Origin of the sequence: Xanthomonas arboricola (assembly GCF_002940665.1) — a bacterium.
GTDB classification, from domain to species: Bacteria; Pseudomonadota; Gammaproteobacteria; order Xanthomonadales; family Xanthomonadaceae; genus Xanthomonas; species Xanthomonas arboricola_B.
The window spans coordinates 54,958-76,027 of record NZ_MIGY01000004.1; the positions used below are offsets into that span (position 1 = coordinate 54,958).

At 66.9% G+C, this 21,070-nt stretch carries 16 protein-coding genes and 1 pseudogene; 12 read left to right on the top strand and 5 right to left on the bottom strand.

Annotation, left to right across the window (positions count from 1 at the left end; translation table 11 throughout):
* The first annotated feature begins 4 nt into the window (after positions 1-4).
* The 3 genes from XarjCFBP7645_RS20055 to gvpU all read left to right on the top strand — a co-directional run bounded on the left by XarjCFBP7645_RS20055 (position 5) and on the right by gvpU (position 3,825).
* The gene (locus tag XarjCFBP7645_RS20055) at positions 5-1,468 is read left to right on the top strand and encodes an AtzE family amidohydrolase (protein WP_039814026.1); all 1,464 of its coding nucleotides are present in this window, start codon (positions 5-7) and stop codon (positions 1,466-1,468) included.
* The gene (locus XarjCFBP7645_RS20060) at positions 1,468-3,048 is read left to right on the top strand and encodes a gamma-glutamyltransferase family protein (protein ID WP_053046044.1); all 1,581 of its coding nucleotides are present in this window, start codon (positions 1,468-1,470) and stop codon (positions 3,046-3,048) included. The genes XarjCFBP7645_RS20055 and XarjCFBP7645_RS20060 overlap by 1 nt, the downstream gene beginning before the upstream one ends.
* A 321-nt stretch (positions 3,049-3,369) precedes the next feature.
* Positions 3,370-3,825 carry a gas vesicle accessory protein GvpU gene (gvpU, locus tag XarjCFBP7645_RS20065; protein WP_039516213.1) on the top strand — a complete coding sequence of 152 codons (456 nt, stop codon included), beginning with the start codon at positions 3,370-3,372 and terminating at the stop codon, positions 3,823-3,825.
* A 330-nt stretch (positions 3,826-4,155) separates the two neighbouring features.
* Here gvpU and XarjCFBP7645_RS20070 read toward each other — a convergent pair whose 3' ends face one another.
* Both XarjCFBP7645_RS20070 and XarjCFBP7645_RS20075 read right to left on the bottom strand, forming a co-directional pair.
* Positions 4,156-6,660, bottom strand: coding sequence for a S9 family peptidase (locus XarjCFBP7645_RS20070; RefSeq protein ID WP_039814032.1), 2,505 nt, complete (start codon positions 6,658-6,660; stop codon positions 4,156-4,158).
* A gap of 117 nt (positions 6,661-6,777) precedes the next feature.
* Complete coding sequence (locus XarjCFBP7645_RS20075) at positions 6,778-7,665, bottom strand: alpha/beta fold hydrolase (protein ID WP_080995281.1); 888 nt, start codon at positions 7,663-7,665, stop codon at positions 6,778-6,780.
* 392 nt (positions 7,666-8,057) lie between these two features.
* Between XarjCFBP7645_RS20075 and XarjCFBP7645_RS20080 the strand changes: the two genes are divergently transcribed.
* Complete coding sequence (locus XarjCFBP7645_RS20080; protein WP_050570465.1) at positions 8,058-8,957, top strand: LysR family transcriptional regulator; 900 nt, start codon at positions 8,058-8,060, stop codon at positions 8,955-8,957.
* On the opposite strand, the pseudogene XarjCFBP7645_RS20085 reads toward XarjCFBP7645_RS20080, so the two are convergent.
* Positions 8,949-9,908 (bottom strand): annotated as a pseudogene (locus tag XarjCFBP7645_RS20085) (hypothetical protein); the annotation flags it as partial. The gene XarjCFBP7645_RS20080 and the pseudogene XarjCFBP7645_RS20085 overlap by 9 nt on opposite strands.
* Before the next feature lie 315 nt (positions 9,909-10,223).
* Entirely contained in the window at positions 10,224-11,117 is an 894-nt protein-coding gene (locus XarjCFBP7645_RS20090) for a LysR family transcriptional regulator (protein ID WP_039516209.1), read from the bottom strand.
* Positions 11,118-11,547: 430 nt separating this feature from the next.
* On the opposite strand from XarjCFBP7645_RS20090, the gene XarjCFBP7645_RS20095 reads away from it, so the two are divergent.
* From XarjCFBP7645_RS20095 to XarjCFBP7645_RS20130, 8 genes are all read left to right on the top strand, one after another.
* Positions 11,548-12,819, top strand: coding sequence for an allantoate amidohydrolase (locus tag XarjCFBP7645_RS20095; RefSeq protein WP_039814038.1), 1,272 nt, complete (start codon positions 11,548-11,550; stop codon positions 12,817-12,819).
* Complete coding sequence (locus XarjCFBP7645_RS20100; protein WP_053046047.1) at positions 12,809-14,065, top strand: pyridoxal-phosphate-dependent aminotransferase family protein; 1,257 nt, start codon at positions 12,809-12,811, stop codon at positions 14,063-14,065. Before XarjCFBP7645_RS20095 ends, XarjCFBP7645_RS20100 begins: the two co-directional genes overlap by 11 nt.
* Entirely contained in the window at positions 14,062-14,952 is an 891-nt protein-coding gene (puuE, locus tag XarjCFBP7645_RS20105; RefSeq protein WP_053046048.1) for an allantoinase PuuE, read from the top strand. The genes XarjCFBP7645_RS20100 and puuE overlap by 4 nt, the downstream gene beginning before the upstream one ends.
* Positions 14,949-15,344: an oxalurate catabolism protein HpxZ gene (gene hpxZ / locus XarjCFBP7645_RS20110; protein ID WP_053046049.1), complete on the top strand. Its 396-nt coding sequence runs from the start codon at positions 14,949-14,951 to the stop codon at positions 15,342-15,344. The genes puuE and hpxZ overlap by 4 nt, the downstream gene beginning before the upstream one ends.
* The gene (gene uraD, locus XarjCFBP7645_RS20115; protein WP_053046050.1) at positions 15,341-15,832 is read left to right on the top strand and encodes a 2-oxo-4-hydroxy-4-carboxy-5-ureidoimidazoline decarboxylase; all 492 of its coding nucleotides are present in this window, start codon (positions 15,341-15,343) and stop codon (positions 15,830-15,832) included. Before hpxZ ends, uraD begins: the two co-directional genes overlap by 4 nt.
* Entirely contained in the window at positions 15,829-17,250 is a 1,422-nt protein-coding gene (gene hpyO / locus XarjCFBP7645_RS20120) for an FAD-dependent urate hydroxylase HpyO (protein WP_053046051.1), read from the top strand. The genes uraD and hpyO overlap by 4 nt, the downstream gene beginning before the upstream one ends.
* Positions 17,220-17,579 carry a hydroxyisourate hydrolase gene (gene uraH / locus XarjCFBP7645_RS20125; protein ID WP_053046052.1) on the top strand — a complete coding sequence of 120 codons (360 nt, stop codon included), beginning with the start codon at positions 17,220-17,222 and terminating at the stop codon, positions 17,577-17,579. Before hpyO ends, uraH begins: the two co-directional genes overlap by 31 nt.
* Positions 17,580-17,683: 104 nt before the next feature.
* Positions 17,684-18,157 (top strand): DUF1456 family protein, encoded by a 474-nt coding sequence (locus XarjCFBP7645_RS20130; protein ID WP_016901421.1) that lies wholly within the window; start codon positions 17,684-17,686, stop codon positions 18,155-18,157.
* A 631-nt stretch (positions 18,158-18,788) separates the two neighbouring features.
* Here XarjCFBP7645_RS20130 and XarjCFBP7645_RS20140 read toward each other — a convergent pair.
* Entirely contained in the window at positions 18,789-20,906 is a 2,118-nt protein-coding gene (locus tag XarjCFBP7645_RS20140; RefSeq protein ID WP_053051123.1) for a methyl-accepting chemotaxis protein, read from the bottom strand.
* Between the last annotated feature and the right edge of the window lie 164 nt (positions 20,907-21,070).

Genomic DNA, 21,070 nt, shown 5'->3' on the forward strand with positions numbered 1-21,070 from the left:
CCCCATGCAACTCCCAGCGCAGTGGCAGGCCGGCATCGATCGCAATACCGAGGTCCTGCGTGGCCACGCGCAGCTGCTCGCCAGCTTCAACGCACCGCGCCCGGCCGCGCCGGACACCACCACGCCGCGCGGGCTGATCGCCTCCATCGTCAGCACCACCCGCAGCCAGCCCACCCTGGCCGCACGCCTTGCCACCCAGACGCTCACGCGCATCAACCAGGCCAACGACAGCCTGCGTGCGATCACCCGCCTGCTGCCCGCACGCGCCGCCGCCGATGCCGCGCGCGTGCAGGCCGCGCTGGCCGGAGGCAGCGACGGCGGTGCGTTGGCCGGCGTGCCGTTCGTGGTCAAGGATCTGTTCGACGTCGCCGGCCAGGTCACCACCGCTGGCGCCGTCATGCGCGCGCAGTGCGCGCCCGCCAGCCGCGATGCGGCCGTGGTGCAACGGCTGAGCGATGCCGGCGCGGTGCTGGTCGGCAACGCCAACATGGACGAATTCGCCTACGGCTTCGCCACCGTCAACGCGCACTACGGCACCACCGCCAACCCGCACGATCACCGCCATCTGGCCGGTGGCTCGTCGGGCGGCTCGGCCGCCGCGGTGGCCGCCGGGCTGGTGCCGTTCGCGCTGGGCTCGGACACCAACGGCTCCATCCGCGTCCCGGCCGCGCTATGCGGCGTGTATGGCCTGCGCCCCACGCACGGCGCGTTGCCGCTGGATGGCGTGTTCGGCTTCGTCGATGCGCTGGATGTGGTCGGCCCGTTCGCCAGCTCCATCGCCGACCTGCGCCGCGTCCATGAAGTCATGCTCGGTCGCCCATTGGCATCGTGCAATGCCGGCAGCCTGCGCATCGCCCGCCTGGGTGGCTGGTTCCAGCGCAACCTCGACCCCGAGCTGGATGCCGGCCTCGGCACATTGCTGACCGCCTGCAACAGCAGCACCCTCATCGAATTACCCGAAGCAGAACGCGCCCGCGCCGCCGCCTTCGTGCTCACCGCCGCCGAGGGCGGCCACCGCCATCGCGCCGGCCTGAGTACGCAGCCCGAGCGGTTCGACCCGGCCACCCGCGACCGCCTGCTCGCTGGCCTGCAGCTGCCCGCCAGCGCGGTGGCCGATGCGCACCGCTTCGCGCAGTGGTTTGGCGCCGCCATGCAGCGCCTCTGGGACGAGGTGGATGTGTTGATCGCCCCGGCCACACCCTGCGTGGCACCGCGCATCGACCAGGACACCATCCAGATCGACGGCCTGCCGGTGTCCGCGCGCGCCAACCTGGGGATCTTCACCCAGCCGCTCGGCCTGGCCGCCTGCCCGGTGCTGGCCGCGCCGTTGCCGCGCCCCGGTCGCTTGCCGTTGGGCGTGCAGCTGATTGCCGCACCCGGCCGCGAAGACCGCCTGTTCGCGCTCGCCGCGCAACTCGAACGCGACGGCCTGCTGGCCTTCAGCCCACCGGCGGAGGAGACACGCTGATGCTGCACACCTTGCGCGCACGCCGCGGCATGGTCGTGGCCCCGCACCATCTGGCCGCACAGACCGGGCACGATGTGCTGCGCGACGGCGGCAATGCCATTGAAGCCGCCGTCGCCACCGCCGCCTGCCTGGCCGTGGTCTACCCGCACATGACTGGTATCGGGGGCGACGGCTTCTGGCTGATCCACGACCCCGACGGCCGCGTGCACGCCATCGACGCCTGCGGCCGTGCCGCACAGGCTGCAACACTGGAGTTCTATCGCGGCCACAGCAGCATTCCGTGGCGCGGCCCGGGCGCGGCCAATACCGTCGCCGGCACCGTCTCCGGCTGGGCGCTTGCCCTGCAGCACGCAGGCGGCGGCCTGTCGCTGCAGCGCCTGTTGCAGGACGCCATCCACCACGCCAGCGCCGGCGTGCCGTTGACACTGGGCGGTGCACACATCGCCGCCAGCAAGGGGGCCGAACTGCGCGTGCAACCCGGTGCCTACGCGGACATCTTCGAACCCCACGGCACGCCGCTGCACGAAGGCGCACTGCTGTATCAGACGCAGCTCGCACATACCCTGCAACGGCTGGCCGACCACGGCCTGGACAGTTTCTATCGCGGCGCATTGGCCGACGACATCGCCGCCGACCTGCAGGCGCTCGGCAGCCCGCTGCGCGCGCACGATCTTGCTAGCCATCACGCCGACGCCAGCGTACCGCTCTCGGTCGCCATCCACGGTGCACGCCTCTACAACCACGCACCGCCCACGCAAGGCCTGGCTTCGCTGCTGATCCTTGCCTTGTTCGATCGCCTGCAGGTCGCACAGCCCGACAGCTATGCGCACCTCCACGGCCTGATCGAAGCCAGCAAACAGGCCTTCCTGATCCGCGACGCACACCTCGGCGACCCCGACTGGATGACGCTGGATGCACAGACGCTTCTCGATGACAGTGCCGCACTGGATGCGCTCGCCGCACGCATCGACATGCACAGCGCACTGCCCTGGCCGCAGCCCTCGCAGGCCGGCGACACCGTCTGGTTCGGCGCCATCGACGCGCACGGCCGCGCGGTCAGCTGCATCCAGTCCACCTATTTCGAATTCGGCTCCGGCCTGGTGCTGCCGCGCACCGGCATCACCTGGCAAAACCGCGGCTGCAGTTTCCGCGTCGCCCCCGACGGCTGGAACGCGCTCGCCCCGGGCCGTAAACCCTTCCACACCCTCAACCCGGCGCTGGCCACCTTCGACGATGGCCGCGTCATGGCCTACGGCACCATGGGTGGCGAAGGCCAGCCACAGACCCAGGCGGCGATCTTCTCCCGCTACGCGCGTTTCGGCGTGCCGCTGCAACAGGCCATCACCGCGCCACGCTGGCTGCTTGGCCGCACCTGGGGCGAAGACAGCACGTCACTCAAGCTGGAAGACCGCTTCGATCCGGCACTGGTGCAGGCACTGCGCGATGCCGGGCATGCGGTGGACCTGTTGCCCGCCTACAGCTCGGTGATGGGACACGCAGGCGCGCTGGTGCGCGAGGCCGATGGCGTGATCAGCGGAGCAAGCGATCCGCGATCCGATGGTGCGGTCGCTGGGTGGTGATGGTTGGGGCGTGATGATGCTTGCTGCGCCTGGGTGGTGACGGGCAGACATCCCTGCCCGCTAATCAAGCGATCGGGTCAGAGCGTGCTTGCACCCCAGTACCGGCTAGCGCGCAGGACCGAGACTCCAGCCAGTTGCAGGCCGACAAGGTGAACATGTCATAGACTCTGGGCATGCTCTCCAAGGCGACGATGGCGGACTCAACCACGCCGTTCACCGGACAGGACGTACCTGCTTTCTTGGGCATGCATGGCGATGGGTAAGCTACGTCGCCGTGCTTATTTCGACAGACGCATCAACCCTTCCACCAAGGAGAGCCACATGACAGAGCAAGAAGACAACCAACCCAGCCTGGAAGACGTCAAGCTGGCGTTCGACGGCCAGAGCCTGGACTGGTATCTGCAGAAGCTGGTCGCAACCGTCAACAGCTCGAACGTGCAGTTCGGCATCACGCTGTTTGTCGAGGGCATCATCGTGTCCGGCCATCTGGTCAGCGGCAAGCAGTACTTCGAGGCGTTTGCGCAGGAATTCTCTGCCGCCTATCCCGGCGATGCCGAGGAAAAAGAGGATATCCGTCGTGCGTTTGCCAGCCACGCCAGCATCTACGACACCGAGGACGATGCGCAAAGCAGCCGGCCGCCGCAGTTCATTCACCTGATCGACTCGCGTTGCTTCTCGCCCGGCGGCCAGCCCCTGCCCAGCAACCGTGGTGTGCTCTGGCGCGGCAAGGTCAATGCCGTGTCCGGCTTCACCCTTGGCTTGCTGTCGGCGGATTGAGCCTGACAAGTTCCGCGTTGGTGTGAGGTGCTCGTCATCTCACATCGGGTCAACGCGCTAGCGCAGCTGCGTCGCTGGAACATTGCCTCCGATAGCACGGCGGGCAATCCTAACGGGCAGAGTAATGCCGATATGGTGCGTAGCAGGTTTGCGTAAAGCGTGCACCGCAGTGTGGCGGCCAATGCAGCCACCTGCCAAGCAAGGCCGGAGCGCGTTTTACCAAGCATCATCTGCTTGCAAAGAACACTCCAACCCCAAGCTGATGCCAATGCCAATGCCAATGCCAATGCCAATGCCAGCGTGAACTAACACGCTGCATTGGCACACCACTTACTGCTTTGGCTTGTTGTCCGCATCGCGCGGCGGCGCGTTTTTCACGTAGCGGTCGAACCACTCCAGCATCTCGGCCACCACGTCTTCAGTGGATTCGAGCGCGGTATACCAATGCGGTTCGAACGGCAGCAGCACCAGCCGCGCGGTGCCGCCGTTGCCGCGGATCGCCTGGAACAACCGCGGTGCCTGTGTGGTTTCGGTACCGGGGTTGGCGTCGTCCATGCCATGCACGATCAACAACGGTTCGTTGATCTTGTCGGCGTGGAAGAACGCGGACGCCTGTGCGTAGACCTCCGGTGCGGCCCAGAACGAGCGGCGCTCGTTCTGGAAGCCGAAGGGCGTCAGCGTCTTGTTGTAGCTGCCGCTGGTGGCAGCGCCGGCGCGGAACAGATCGGTCTGTGCGAGCAGGTTGGCCGTCATCAGTGCCCCATGGCTATGCCCGGTGACACCAATCCGCTGGCGATCGACCACGCCCAGTTCCACCGCCTTGTCCACCGCAGCGGTGGCGTCGTCCACCAGTTGCTGCAGGTAGGTGTCGTAAGCGGTCTTGGGGTCGCCCACGATGGGGAAGGCGGCATCGTCGATGATCGCGTAGCCGGCAAGCAACAGCAGTTGGTAGTAGCGCAGGCGAGTGAAATCGCGCTCGCTGGCGCCGCTGACCTGGCCGGCCTTGGAGGGGTCGGCATAGTCGAGCGGGTAGGCATACAGGATCGCCGGCACACGCGTGCCGTCCTTGTAGCCGGGCGGCATGTACAGGGTGAACGACAGCTCCACGCCGTCCTTGCGCTTGTAGGTCACTAAGCGCTTCTTGATCTGCCGCACCAGCGGGGTCGGATCCGGGAAATGTGTGACCGGTGTGGCGGTGGAAGCAAGGACCGCCTCACCCGTCGCCGCCGTCGGCAGTGGCTGGCCCAGCGTGCGCAGATACACATTGGGCGGGTCGGTCAGCGACTGGTGCCAGGTCAGCAGGCGCGCCACATCGTCGCCGGCAAAACCGAAGAACACCTCGTCCACACTGGCATCGCTGCGGAACAGCCGCCGGGTCTTGCCACTGGCCAACTCGTAGCGATCCAGAAACGGTCGGTCGCCCGCCGGCGAAGCGCCCTGCCCGCTCAGGAACAACGCACCCTGCTCCTCGCGCAGTATGGCTTGGCCGTTGGATAGCGTACGCGTCTCCGGCACGCCGGGATCTGCGTACAGGTCGTCGGTGGACAGGTCGAACAACACCCGTCCGGCAGCGCCGGGGCGGTCGGCGTCCAACAAGGTAGTGCGACGCCAGTGGCGGTTTTCGTCGTACTCGTCCAACAGCGCTTGGCCGCCTGCGGCAAACCACGACAGGCCGGCATAACGCTGCTGCACCCGCGTCACTTCACGCGGCTTGGCGGCGAACGGTGCCGCCAGCGTCATCAACTTGTCGCGTGCCGGCACGCTGGTTTTCCAGTCGCCGCCATCCAGCGCCTCGGCCCAGACCAGCGTGGCCGGTTGGTTGGCACGCCAGGAATAGGCACGTGGGCCGACAGGCACACCTTGCACCGGCACCCGGTCGGCAACCGGCAGATCGGCCAGCACGCGCGCATTGCCATTGGCCAGATCCAGCACCGCCACGTCGTGGGCGAAACGCGCATAGGTGGTGACGTAGGAATACGGCTGCTTCAACCGCTCCACCAGCACGTGGCGACCATCGGGCGCACCATCCACATTGCTGTAGACCGCAGGCGAACCAAGCTTGCGCTGACTGCCGGTGGCCGCATCCACCGTGAGCAGCTGTGAGGTGGCGTAGTAGCTAAACAGGGCCTCGTCTTCAGGGCTGGAGAGCGTGTCGCGCGCCTCGTAGGTGCTGCTTTCGCCTTTGCCCTGAATGGTTTCCTTGACCTCGGGGCCGGGCGGCACCGCAGCCTTGCGCGGGGCGGCACCCAGGTCTTGCGGCACAGTCTTCAGCAGCAGCGTGTCGCTGCCGCCCAGCCATTGGATCTCGCCGCCCAGCACCGGGTTGAGTTGCACACCATCGATCTTTCGCACGTTGCCGGTGGCCACCTCGCCCACCCATAGCTCGACGCGGTCGGCTGCAGTGTTGTTGAAGGCAAAGCGGCGCCCGTCCGGCGACCAAACCGGCGACGCTGGACAGGCGCCGGCAGGCAAGCTCACGGCGGTCTGCTTGCCGCTTGCAAGATCCACCAGGCTGAAGCCTTGCAGACAGGAACGAATGCCATAGCCATTGGACATGTCGTGGCGGCTATGCGTACGCGGCTCCACACGCACGCCGGCCAGCTTCAGATACGGCTCGGCCACGCGCGCGATCGGCGGGTACTGCGTGCGCTGCACCAGCAACAAGGTCTTGCCGGTTGGGTCCAAACGCGGCGACGGATTGAGCGGCGCGCGTAACACGCTCAACAATGGTTCCGGTGGCTGCCGGTAACCGCCATCGGGCGTGCCGGCCATGGCAGACACCGGCAAAAGGCTGGCAAGCACCAGCAACCCGCTCCATCGGTACGCGGTCAGCATCTCGGCATTTCTCTGGGGGAATGACCGCGGCAACCTAGCACGTTCATGCACTCCCACTCCCACGCTCGCACGCAGCCCTGTCGCCGCGCCCGCAGTGTGGCCGTGCAGAGGCGCGAGTCACGCCGCTGGCTTGAGCGTACGCGACAGGAAATCGCGGATGTACTGCGCAATCTCGACCGCATGCGTTTCCAGCGCGAAGTGTCCGGCATCCAGCAGATGCACTTCGGCGTTCGGCAGGTCCTTGCGATAGGCCTGCGCACCGGGCGGGATGAAGGCGGGATCGTGCCTGCCCCACACCGCCAGCAGTGGCGGCTGATGGGTGCGGAAATACGCGTGGAAGCTGGGATAGGCTGCCACATTGCTGCGGTAGTCGAGAATCAGATCCAGCTGGATCTCTTCGGCATCCGGGCGGGCCATGTACGCGATGTCCAGGGTGTAGCCATCGGGCGACAGCCTGCTCGGGTCGGCACCGGTAGCGTACTGCCAGTCGCGAATGGTCTGCGGCGACAGCGAGTCACGGCAGGTGTCGCGGTTGGCTGCAGTTGGCTCACGCCAGTACGCCTGCCACGGACCCCACTGGTCGCTGAAACCCTCCAGATAGGCGTTGCCGTTCTGGCTGATGATGGCGCTCACCTTGTGCGGGTTTGCCGCAGCCAGGCGAAAGCCCACCGGCGCGCCGTAATCGAACACGTACACGCTGTAGCTGGCCAGTCCCAGTGCCTCGGTGAAGCCTTCGATGACTTTGTAAAGATTGTCGAACGTGTAGTAGAACTGCCCGCGCTTCGGCGCCTTGGTGTTGCCGAAGCCGGGCAGATCAGGCGCGATCAGGTGGTACTGGCTTGCCAGCAGCGGCATCAGATCGCGGAACATATGGCTGGCACTGGGGAAGCCGTGCAGCAGCAACAGCACCGGCGCATCTTTGCGCCCGGCCTGGCGATAGAACACCTCGATATCGCCGACCTGTTGCGTGTGGAAGCTGACGCGGAATGCGTCATCGTTCGGCATGGTGTCCTCTTTGAGTGCAATCGTGGTGCTGGAAAGGTCGGCAGCGTCGAGCGCACCGGCGCCCAGTGCGAATGCGGTGCCTATACACGATGCCCGCAGCAGGTTGCGGCGGCTGATATCTGTGCTGGCGTGAGCGATGTTGTCCGCGATGGGCACATCGGAATGCTCCATGGAAATCCCGGATCGACGAAGTGGCGGCCATGCTAGGTGCGCAGGCAGATGCCGGGAACCACCAGGGAGATCAATTCACCATTGCCGTTGCTGCAATGCTGCGCGCAGGTGCGCAACCGCATGCGATTGCCAGGCCGTGGTGTGTCGCGCAAGGTGCATCGGGAGGCTGTTACGCTGCTGCCACATCCATCTCTGAGACGCGCGTGGACCGCATTCAGGAAATGACGCTGTTTGCCGCATTGGCAGGGCAGGCAAACTTTGCCGGCGTTGCGCGGCGTCTTGGCATTTCCACCGCAACGGTCACCCGCACCGTCGCGCAGCTGGAAAGCCGCCTGGGCGTGCTGCTGGTCATGCGCAGCACGCGCAAGATGCGGCTTACCGTGGCCGGGCAGCAGTACGCCATCGACTGCCGGCGCCTGCTTGCCGATTTGGAGGATGTCGAAAACAGGGCGGCCGGCTTGCACGCACTTCCCAGCGGCTTGCTGACGGTGACGGCGCCGCAGATGTTCGGCGCACTGCATGTCACCCCGGTGGTGACGCGCTTTCTCAGCGAATATCCGTCGATGACCGCGCGCGCCATCCTGGTCGACCGCGTGCTGCCGCTACTGGACGAGGGCATCGATGTCGCCGTGCGCATTGGCGCGCTGCCGGACTCATCGCTGACCGCGATCCCGGTCGGCAGCGTGCGTCGCATGGTCTGCGCCTCGCCCGGCTACCTGGCAGCACACGGCACTCCGCAGCATCCGGACGATCTGCCGCAGCACGCCACCATCTCCACCGCACCGTCCGAGCGCCCACCCAAGTGGCCGTTCCGCATCGATGGGCGCGAGCATCTGGTCGATGTCGCCTCGCGGCTGAGCGTGACCTTGTTCAATGCCGCCATCATCGCCGCAGTACAGGGTTGGGGACTGACGCAGGTACCGGCTTACCAGATCCGCGAACACCTTCAGAGCGGCAAGCTCACCTGCATCCTCGACACGTTCGAAATTGCACCGGAGCCGGTGCACGTGGTCTACGTGGAAGGCCGTCGCAGCTCATCCAAGGTACGCACGTTTGTCGACTACTGCGTGGATGCCCTGCGCCAGGATCTGGATTTTCATCACCATCCCTCGCGGCTGTAAACGATCGCCCCGCCCTGCAACCAGTGACGAGGCCAGCAGCAACACGCTGGCACCGACAAAGGTGGCACCGATCGACACATGATCCAGCAGCACGCCGCCTGCGGCACCGCCCAGCATGATGGAAAGCTGGATTGCGGCAACCATCAGGCCGCCACCGCTTTCCGGTGCGTCCTTGACGCAACGGCTCAACCAGGTGGACCAGGCTACCGGCATCGCCGAGTTGAGCGTGCCCCAGGCAATCATCGCCACGGCCACGGCCCACACCAGGTGACCAGCCAGCAGCATGCTGATGGTCGCCACACCCAGCGCGACCGGCAGCACGCTGAGCAGGGTGAACAAGCGCTTCGGCACCAACGCGGTGGCGGCATAGGTACCGACGAATCCGGCCAGGCCCAGGCCGAGCAGCAGCAACGACAGTTGCGACACATCCACCTGCGCAACGGTTTCCAGAAACGGGCGAAAGTAGGTGAACGCAGAAAACGCACCGGCAAATCCGAGCATCACCGCCAGCATGGCGCGCGCCACATAGCGACGCTTCAACAAGGTGACGATGCCGCTCAGCGAAGTTGTGCCTTGCGCAGGCATCGATGGCAGGCTGCGCCATTGCCAGGCGATGGTCAGCGCAACCAACGGCAACATGCCCCAGAACACCCCGCGCCAGCCGACAACACATGGCGCCGGTTGAAGCGCGACGACAGCGGTGCGATCAGCAGGCTGGCGACCACCGCGAACAGGCCGGAGATCGAGATCGCCTGGCCGGCCATGCCGGCACTGGCGTGCAGATCGGCGGCGATCGGCGGCGATCGGCGTGAGCAGGCTGACCGGCATGAATTCGGAGGCGATCAGCAGCGCAACGCAGAGCGACATCGAGCCGACCGCGCTCCAGGTCTGGCGGGTTGCGACGGCTGCGGCGCGCGAGGATGGATCGGTAGCGAGCGAACTGGCTTGCATGTGGGGTCCTTGTGCGAAGTGGAATGCGAGACGAACGCCACGCCGCAAGCGCGCTGACGCCGCGCTCGATCGCGAACCTGGTGTTCGGAAGGGATGCGCTGCAGGCAGCGACGCACTGCATCGACCTGCCAGCGCAGCGACGCACGACGGGCGCAATGCAGCAACGGATGCTGCGGCTCGGGCGTGCGCGTGTCTGGATGTGCTGCAGCTTACGCAGGCCGTGAACAGCGATAAAGATGGCGGATGCGCACGGGCTTATGAAGCCCTCTCATCAACCACTTGCCTGCGTCGAGCGCCTCTGCCTGGCGCGGATCCTCAACCCTTGTAGCGCAACGCATCCACGACGAGGTTGAAGGCGGACGAGGAATGGCGGCGGCTGGGATAGAACGCGTGCAAGCCCGGCCAGGTCGGCGACCAGTCCTTCATCACCCAGCGCAGCCGTCCGGCCTTGATATGCGGGCGCGCCAGATCCTCCTGCACGAACGCAATACCGAAGCCGTCCACCGCCGCATCCAACGCTTCATAGGTGCCGTTGAAGGTCAGCTGGCCATCCACGCGCACGATGACTTCGCGGCCATCCTTTTCCAGCTCCCAGGCGTAGATGCCGCCGGCGGTTTTCATGCGCAGGTTGATGCAGCTGTGCGCGGTGAGATCCTGCGGCGTCTTGGGGATGGGCCGACCCGCGAAATAGGACGGCGCGGCGACGATGGCCATGCGCATGTCCGGTGCGATGCGCGCGGCGATCATGTCCTTTTCCACCTGGTCGCCCAGCCGCACACCCAGGTCGTAACGGTCGGCAACGATGTCGGTCAGGCCGTTGTCGACCACGATCTCGACCTTGATCTCCGGGTAGTCGCGCAGCAGCCTGGACAGCTTGGGCCACAGGATCGCGCGCGCAGCGTAGTCGGTGGCGGTGATGCGCACGGTGCCTGCGGGCGTGTCGCGCATTTCGCCAAGCGCAGACAGCGCCTCCTCGATTTCGGCAAAGCGCGGTGCCACCGTCTGGATCAGCCGCTCGCCGGCTTCGGTGGGGGCCACGCTGCGCGTGGTGCGGGTCAGCAGGCGCAGACCCAGCGTCGCTTCCAGCCCGCGAATGGTATGACTCAGCGCCGACTGCGAAACGCCCAGCTTGGCGGCAGCGCGGGTAAAGCTGCCCTCGCGAACGATGGCGATCAGCGCCAGCAGGTCCTTGAAGTTGTCGCGCGCCATTGGTGAATCTCTTTCATGGAATCCACATGACTGTAGCAGCCGGTGAAAAAGGAATCCCAAAGCCCCGCTCCTGCGGGAGAGGGGTTGGGTGAGGGTACGGCTGCTCAGCTATCTCGACGCTGCCGCACCCGCATCCGCCCTTCGGGCACCTTCTCCCGGAAGGAGAAGGAACGCCGGCCACAAGCTGCCCGTCGCATTTTTTGCAACGCTCGACCCTAAAAAAACCGCTTTGGGGTGACGGGACCGGTTCGTATAGTCGATTCGACGGCCGCCGCCTGCCGCGCAAGCACCTGATGCCATTGCTGCGGGGCGACCAACGTTGGCGATACCCGCCCCCTTTCCACACCGCCTGCGGAGGCTCCATGCATCAGTCCCTGTCGCATCGCGGTCCTGGCAGCTGCATTAAAACAACACCCCCGCACGGCACCCCATGCTGAGCGCGCAACCCAGCTCACCCGTCCACAGCTCGGGCGCACGCGCGGTCGCCCGCTGCGACGCATTGGGCCTGCCGCCCTACAGCGACACACCCGGCGGGCTGTTCCGCGCCTGGCTCAGCCCGGCGCATCGCGCCGCCGTCGCACAGGTGGGCGAATGGATGCGCCAGGCCGGCATGCAGGTGCGTCTGGACGCCGCGGCCAACCTGATCGGGCGCTACGAAGGCGCGCGTGCCGACGCACCGGCGCTGCTGATCGGCAGCCATCTGGACAGCGTGCGCGATGCCGGGCGCTATGACGGCCCGCTCGGCATCCTGCTCGGCATCGAATGCGTCGCCACGCTGCATGCCCAGGGCCGGCGCCTGCCGTTCGCGATCGAGGTGATCGCCTTCGGCGACGAGGAAGGGTCGCGCTTTCCTGCCTCGATGTTCTGCAGCCGCGCAGTCGCCGGCACGCTCGACCCCGCCACGCTGGCGGTCACCGACGCGGCCGGCACCGACGTGGCAAGCGCGCTGGCCGACTGGGATCTGGACATCGCGCACCTACAGCAAGCCGCACGCGCGCCCGGCAGCGTGCTGGCCTATCTGGAAACGCATATCGAACAAGGCCCGGTGCTGGAAGCCGAAGGCCTGCCGGTCGGCATCGTCACCGCGATCGCCGCGCAGCGGCGCTTTGCCCTGCGCTTCGACGGCCGCGCCGGCCACGCCGGCACCACCACCATGGCCTTGCGTCGCGATGCATTGAGCGCCGCTGCCGAGGCCTTGCTGGCCATCGAAGGGATTGCACGCGCCGGCAGCGACGACCTGGTCGCCACGGTCGGCAAGCTGCAGGTCGCACCCGGTGCCACCAACGTGGTGCCCGGCCGGGTGGACTGCACGCTGGACGTGCGCGCCGGCGACGATGCAACGCGCGATGCGGCAGTGCTGGAGATCGAACGCGCTCTGGCCTGTATCGGCAAAACCCGCAACATCGCCATCGCCATCGACCCGTTGCAGACGCTGGCCGCCAGCCCCTGCGCACCGGCACTGATGACCCGTCTGCAACACGCAGTCACCGCACAAGGCATCGTGCCGCGCCAGTTGGTGTCCGGCGCCGGCCACGATGCGATGGTGATGGCCGCGCTCTGCCCCACCGCGATGCTGTTCGTGCGTTGCGCCGGCGGCATCAGCCATCATCCGGACGAACACGTGGCCTCGGCCGATGCCGAGCTCGCACTGGCGGTCATGCGCCACTTCATCGAACACCTGGGAGATCCCCTTGTCACCTGATCTGCGTCACCTGCACACCTTCGGCGAGCTCGATCCCCCGCAACGGCTGTTGATGGGCCCGGGTCCGGTCAATGCGCATCCGCGCGTGCTGCGTGCGATGGCCGCCGATCTGCTCGGCCAGTTCGATCCGGAAATGACCACCTACATGAACGAGGTGATGGCGCTGTACCGGCCGCTGTTCGGCACCGAGAATCGCTGGACGTTTCTGGTCGACGGCACCGCACGCGCCGGCATCGAGGCGGCGCTGGTGTCGCTGGTCAGCCCGGGCGACCGCGTGCTGGTGATCAACTTCGGCCGCTTCGGCCTGCTGCTCACCGAGATCCTGGGCCGGCTCGGTGCCGACGTGCACACCGTGGATGCGCCCTGGGGCGAGGTGGTGCCGCTTGCTGCAATCGCCGAGGCGATCGAACGCGTGGCACCCAAATTGGTCGCTACCGTGCACGGCGACACCTCCACCACCATGGCCCAGCCGCTGGATGGCCTCGGCGCGCTGTGCCGCGCGGCCGGCGCGCTGAGTTACGTGGATGCCACCGCCACCATCGGCGGCATGCCCATCGCCAGCGATCGCTGGGACGTGGACGTGGTCACCGGCGGCCTGCAGAAATGCCTGGGCGGGCCGTCCGGCTCGGCGCCGATCACCGTCTCCGACGCGGCGGCCGAGGCGATCTTCGCGCGTCGCCATGTCGAGCGCGGCATCGTGCGCGAGGACATCGTCAACGGCAGCGGGCCGCGTATCGCTTCGAATTATTTCGATCTGGCGATGATCATGGATTACTGGTCGGACAAGCGCCTCAATCACCACACCGAAGCCACCACCATGTTGTACGGCGCCCGCGAATGCGCACGCGTGGCGCTGCAGGAAGGCCTGGACGCCCGCTTCGCCCGCCACGCCGCCGCAGGGCGTGCGGTCAGCGCCGGCATCCGCGCCTTGGGGCTGGAGGTGTTCGGCGACGATGCGCACCGCATGACCAATGTCACCGGCGTGGTGATTCCGCACGGCATCGACAGCGATGCGGTGCGCCGGCGCATGCGCGAGGATTTCGAGATCGAGATCGGCACCGCGTTCGGGCCGCTGCAGTGCAGGATCTGGCGCATCGGCGCGATGGGCTACAACGCGATGAAGCACAAGGTGCTGATCACCCTGGCCGCGCTGGAAGCGGTGCTGCGCGCCGAAGGCTACGCCTGCACACCAGGGCTGGCGGTGGAAGCCGCACTGGCGGCCTGGCACGCGGAGCCGCATGCATGAGCACAGCGCGCGACCTGGTCGGCTATGGCGCCACCCCGCCTGCGGCGCAGTGGCCCGGTGGCGCGCGCATCGCGGTGCAGTTCGTCATCAATTACGAAGAGGGCGCGGAAAACTGCGTGCTCAACGGCGATGCCGGCTCGGAGGCCTTCCTGTCGGAGATGGTCGGCACGCAAGCGCAGCCCGGCGCGCGCGCCATGGCGATGGAAAGCCTGTACGAATACGGCAGCCGTGCCGGCTTCTGGCGGCTGCATCGGTTGTTCACTGCGCGCAATGTGCCGGTGACCGTATTCGGCGTGGCGCAGGCACTGGCCTCCAATCCCGAAGCGGTCGCCGCGATGCAGGCCGCCGACTGGGAGATCGCCAGCCACGGCCTGCGCTGGATCGATTACCAGCATGTGGATGAAGCCACCGAGCGTGCGCATATCGCCGAAGCCATCGCCGTGCACACCCGCGCCACCGGCAGCCGCCCGCTGGGCTGGTACCAGGGCCGCACCAGCCCCAACACCGCGCGGCTGGTCGCCGAGGAAGGCGGCTTTGTCTACGACGCCGACAGCTACGCCGACGATGTGCCGTACTACGACCACCGGCACGGCCGTGCGCAGTTGATCGTGCCGTACACGCTGGACGCCAACGACATGAAATTCGTCGCCTACAACGGCTTTGCCGACGGCGAGCCGTTCTTCCGCTATCTGCGTGATGGCTTCGAGCAACTGCGCAGCGAAGGCGGGCGCATGCTGTCGGTCGGCCTGCACGGGCGCATCGTCGGCAAGCCGGCGCGCGCGGCGGCCCTGGCACGTTTCGTCGATCACGTGCTGGCCAGCGGCGATGCCTGGATTGCGCGCCGCATCGATATTGCGCGGCATTGGCTGCAGGTCCATCCGGCATGAGCATCGACACCGCCGACATCGACCTACCCGAGGTGATCACGCAAGTGACCGCCGCCTTCCATGCCTACGAACAGGCCCTGATGGACGACGACATCGCCGCAATGGATGCGTTGTTCCACCCCGCACCCAGCACGGTGCGCTACGGCGTGGGCGAGGTGCTGTACGGCATCGAGGCGATCCGCGCCTTCCGCATCGGCCGCGGCGGCTCGCCGCAACGCCAGCTTGTGCAGGTGCAGGTGCATGGCTTCGGCCACGACTTCGCCACCACACATGCGGAATTCGTTCGCGCCGGCAGCAGCGCGCGCGGCCGCCAGAGCCAGAGCTGGGTACGCTTTGCCGACGGCTGGAAAGTGGTGGCCGCGCATGTCTCGCTGCAGGGGACCCATGCATGAGCGTGATCGACGACGGCGTGCTGGACGATGCCGCCTTCGTGGCGCGCTATCGCGAGCTGTTCGAGCATTCGCCGTGGGTGGTGGAACGCGCTGCACGGCGGCGCCCGCTCGCCGATGTGTATCGCGGACTGATGCAGGTGGTGTTCGACGCGGCGCAGGAGGACCAGATTGCGTTGATCCGCGCCCATCCGGAGCTGGCCGGCAAGGCGGCGATCGACCGCACGCTCACCGCCGCGTCGGCGGCCGAGCAGGCCGCGGCCGGATTGGACAGGCTCAGCGAAGCCGAGTTCAAGCGTTTCCACGCGCTCAATCAGGCCTATCGCCACCGGTTCGGATTTCCGTTCGTGATCTGCGTGCGGCTGCACGACAAGGCCGGCATCCTGGCCGCACTGGAACGCCGGCTGGATGCATCGCGCAGCGAAGAACTGTCCACCGCCCTCGCCGAGATCGGCAAGATCGTTCACCTGCGCCTGGAGGCACTGCCATGAGCCTGGCCCAACTCGAACGCGAGCTCCACCACGACCTGCAACGCCTGGCCCACGGCGGCGATGCATGGACGCAGCCGCACGTGCATCCGGCCGGGCACGTGTATGACGTGGTGATCGTCGGCGCCGGCCAGAGCGGCCTGGGCGCGGCGTTCGCACTGCAACGCGAGCGCGTGCACAACGTGCTGGTCATCGATGAAAACGCCGCGGGGCAGGAAGGTCCGTGGGTGACCTATGCGCGCATGCAGACCCTGCGCACGCCCAAGCAGATCACCTCGATCGACCTGGGCGTGCCCTCGTTGACCTTCCGCGCCTGGTGGGAAGCCCAGCACGGCAGCGCCGGCTGGGACGCGCTGGACAAGATTCCACGCGGCGGCTGGATGGACTATCTGCGCTGGTACCGCGCGGTGCTGCGCCTGCCGGTGCGCAACGCCACCCAGCTGGCGCGCGTGGAGCCGGACGTGGCGCCGGGCATCCACCGCCTGCATCTGGCCATGGGCGCGCCGCTGCTCACGCGCAAGCTGATCCTGGCCACCGGCATCCAGGGCGGCGGCCAATGGATGGTGCCGGACTGGATCAGCCGCGCCCTGCCCGCAGAGCGCTACGCGCACACCTCCGGCCACATCGACTTCGCCGCGCTGGCCGGCAAGCGCGTGGGCATCCTGGGCGGCGGCGCCTCGGCATTCGACAATGCCTGTTTCGCGCTGGAGCAAGGCGTCGCCAGTGCGGAGGTGTTCGTGCGCCGCAGCGCATTGCCGCGCATCAATCCGTTCCGCCACATGGAACAGGCCGGCATCATTCCGCGCTTTCTCACGCTGCCGGATGCGGACAAATACCGGATGATGGCCAGCTTCTTCGCACACAACCAGCCGCCGACCAACGACACCTTCCAACGCGCCTGCGCGCATGCCGGCTTTGCGCTGCACCTGGGCGCGCCGTGGCTGGAGGTGGCCGAGCGCGATGGCCAAGTAGTGGTCCGTACGCCGCAGGGCGAGCATCGCTTCGACTTCCTCGCCGTTGCCACCGGCCTGGTCACCGACCCGCAGCTGCGCCCGGAACTGGCCGCGCTGTCCGGGCGCATCGCCTGCTGGGCCGACCGCTACCAGCCGCCGCCGGGCCAGGCCAATCCGGTATTGGATGCACATCCCTACCTGGGGCCGGGCTTCGAACTGCTGCCGCGCACGCCCGAGGATGCCGCGCTGCTGCATGGGGTGTTCGCCTTCAACTATTCGGCGCTGATCAACCACGGCCCGTCGGCGGCAGCGCTGTCCGGGCTCAAGGTCGCGCTGCCGCGGCTGGCCCGCGCGGTGGCCGATCAGCTGTTCCTGGACGACCGCCAGGCCATCGTCGACAGCTACCTGGCCTACGACCAGCCCGAATTCGTCGGCCAATGGCCGCAACCGACCCAGGCGGTGGCATGAGCACGCTGTCCACCCATGTGCTGGATACCGCCACCGGCCGCCCCGCCGCCGGCATCGCCTTGCGTCTGTTCGCCGACGCCGGCCTGCACTTTGCCGGGGTCACCAACCAGGACGGGCGTTGCCCCGAACTGGCCGCGCTCACGCTGCAACCCGGCCGCTACCGGCTGGAGTTCGAGGTGGCCGGCTATTGGCGTGCCACCGGCACCGCACTGCCGGACCCGCCATTCCTGGAGCAGATCCCGATCGCGTTCGGCATCGCCGACGACGGCCATTACCACGTGCCGCTGCTGCTCTCGCCGTACGGGTATTCCACCTACCGCGGCAGCTGAGCGGCAGCCGCTTCGGCAACGGACCGGCGGGGCATACGCCGCGTTGCGCATCGGCCCCGTAGAATGGCGCCTTTCCGGCGACAGGCCGGGGCCCCGGAATTGTCATGATCCACAACGATGTACTGCGCAGCATCCGCTACATGCTCGACCTCAGCGACGACAAGGTAGTGGAGATCACCCACCTGGCCGACCCGGAGTTCGCGCTCGACAAGCCGCAGGTACAGGCCTGGCTGAAGAAGGAGGACGAGCCCGGCTTCGAGCCCTGCACCGACGCGATGCTGGCGCGCTTCCTCGACGGCCTGGTGCTGCGTTTTCGCGGCCGTGACGAAAGCCAGCCGGTACGTCCGCTGGAAACCCGCGTCGGCAACAACCTGGTGCTGAAGAAACTGCGCGTGGCCTTCGAGCTGAAAGACGTGGACATGCACGCCATCTTCGCCAGCGCCGGCTTCCCGCTGTCCAAACCGGAACTGTCTGCGCTATTCCGCCAGCCCGGCCACAAGAATTTCCGCCCCTGCGGCGACCAGCTGCTGCGCGCTTTCCTCAAGGGCCTGACCGCCCGGATGCGCGAAGCGGGGTGACGACCTGATACCGAGGTCGGCCTGGTTTGGCCTGATCGTGCGACGACGCCGCGACTTGAATTCGCAGGTTTTTAGCGCAGTTTTCGTGTATCTCGAAGTGGCTGGATGGTGTCGATGGATCGATCGTGGAGCGGTCGATCTGTTGCTTGGCTGCAGGGCCCTTGCCCGCCCACCATCGCAGGACACGCCGTGAATCCGTCCATGGAGGCTCTTACGCGGCATCCATGCCGCGTAAGGTCCCGCGACGGTAGGCGGGCAAGGACCAAGCGCGATGGTCGGTGTGCTTGGTGCAAGCAATGCACGACGTGCGTTGTTCGGATTGTGGGAGCCCAGTGAGCCCCTCAATCGAAGCCGAGCAACAGGCAAGCGTTGAACAAGGCGATCTCAAACTCCTCGGCGTTCCAAAGCAAAAACGGGTTTTGACCCGGCCACCGACCAACGCTCTGGTGCGGTGTCCTCGTCGATTGCGGGACCGTGTGGCGGCATGGATGCCGCCACCAAGCCTCCACGGATGAATTCACGGCGTGTCCCGCGAGCGGTGAGGGCACCGCATGCTCGACCGACCAGGCGTTTGACCTAGCTGTTGACTGCAGCTAGGCGTGTGCCTGGCATCTTTGCTCGTGGTCTTGTATCACGCCGCAGCCGCCAGGCGCGGCCGGCGTGCATCCAGACGGAACACCGCTACCGCTTCGCTCAGTTCCACCGCCTGCTCTTCCATCGCTCGTGCTGCGGCGGAGGCCTCTTCCACCAGTGCGGCATTGCGCTGGGTGGTTTCGTCCATGTCGTTGACCGTGCGGGCGACCTGCTCGATGCCGGACGACTGCTCGCGCGATGCCGCGGAAATTTCCGCGATCAAGGTGGTGACCTGCTGCACCGACTGCACGATCTGCTGCATCGTCTGCCCGGCCTGATCCACGCGCGCGCTGCCACGCTCCACGCTGTCCACCGAGGCATCGATCAGGTGCTTGATCTCCTTGGCCGCGCCGGCCGAACGCTGCGCCAGCGCGCGCACTTCCGAGGCGACCACGGCGAAACCACGGCCCTGTTCGCCCGCCCGTGCGGCTTCCACCGCCGCGTTCAAGGCCAGGATGTTGGTCTGGAACGCGATGCCGTCGATGACGCTGATGATCTCGGCGATCTTCTTCGACGAGACCTCGATCTCGCCCATGGTGTCGACCACGCTGGCCACCATCTCGCCGCCGCGGCCGGCGATCTCCGCGGCCGCCTGCGCGCCGCGGCTGGCCTGCTGCGCGGTGTCGGCGTTCTGGCGCACGGTGGAGGTGAGTTCTTCCATCGAGGCGGCGGTTTCTTCCAGGTTGGCGGCCTGCTGTTCGGTGCGCTGCGCCAGGTCGTTGTTGCCGGCGGCAATCTCCGCCGAGGCGGTGCGGATGGTCTGCGCGGCCAGGGTGATGTCGCCGACGATATCGGTCAGGCGCTGCACGGTGGCGTTGGCATCGTCGCGCATGCGCGCGAACACGCCTTGCTGGTTGCCGTGCATGCGCGCGGTCAGGTCGCCATCGGCAATCGCCTTGAGCAGTTGCGACAGCTCGGCCAGGTTCTGGTCCACGTTCTGCATCAGGCCGTTGACGCCGCTGACCATGGCGCGGAATTCGAACTGGTAGGCCTCTGCATTTCCGCGCGTGGCGAAGTCGCCGGCCGCAGCTGCGTCGACCAGGCCACGGATTTCGCCGTTGATCGCCGCCAGGTTGCGCTTGGTGGTGTCCATCGCCTCGGTGATCTGCGCCTTCTCGCCCGGCAGGCGCGGCATGTCCACCGACATGTCGCCCACCGCGTAATGCTGCATCACCTGCAGCATGTTGCCGATCAGACCGACCTGTGCGCCGATCAGGCCATTGGTGTCGTCGACCATGCGGCCGTACGCGCCCGGGAAGGCCTGCGCATCCATGCGGTAACTCATCTGCCCGGCTTCGTGGCGCTGCGCCATGTCGGCCTGCGCGGTAGAGACATCGCTGAGCGTGTTGACCACCTGGCCCATGGCCTGGCCGAGCAGACCGATTTCATCGCGATTGCTGACCGCCGCACGCGCCGACAGATCGCCGGCTGCCACCTGGCGCGCCGCGCGTGCGACGTGTTCGATCGGGCGCACGATCGAGCGACGGATCCACCAGCCCAGCACCGCCACCAGGCACAACGCCGCCACGATGGTGGCCACCGCCGACAGCACCAGCTTGTGCTGCGCCGATTGCGAGCCTGCCAGCACCGCCGCATCGACCAGGGTCTTGCTGCGCGTCACCAGCGCTTCCAGCGTCTGGCTGGGCGCGCGGTCCTGGCCCTTGACCAGCTGATCGCCCACCTGGGTGTCGTAGCCGGCCTCGGCAAACTTGTCCAGCGCCGCTTCGTAATTGCTCTGCAAGATCAGATGCGCCTTGGCAAAGTCCTGCGCCAGGGTGCGCGCCTGCGGGTCCTGGGTTGCCGTGGCCAGCGCCTCGGTGCTGGCCTGCACCTTCTTGCCCTGCTCGCGGAAGGCAGTCAGATGCATGTCCAACTGCGCCGGATCGCGCCCGCGGATCAGCACGTTCTTCCATTCCTGCACCTGCAAGCGGAAATCGCGGGTGATCTCTTCGCTGCTGGAGGCCTGCGCCACCTCCGGCGGCACCTTGCCCGACAGACTCAGCCACGCCGTGCCCAGACCGCCGAGGGCGCACAGCAGGATGACCGACAGACCCAGCGCGAGCGCGCCGAGCAGCTTGCTTTGCAGGCTGACGAATTTCGGGGTGACAGCAGACATGGTGCATCCAGATCGTGGATTACATCGGTTGTCGACATGTGTCTTACCGATCTGAAGCAGCGCCGGCCGCCGGAATCATCGCTTGAATGCCCGAAGAGGTGAGCACTTCCGGATTCCCTGACAGGCTTCACCCGACGGCCAACCATCGCGCCATCTGTGGCGGC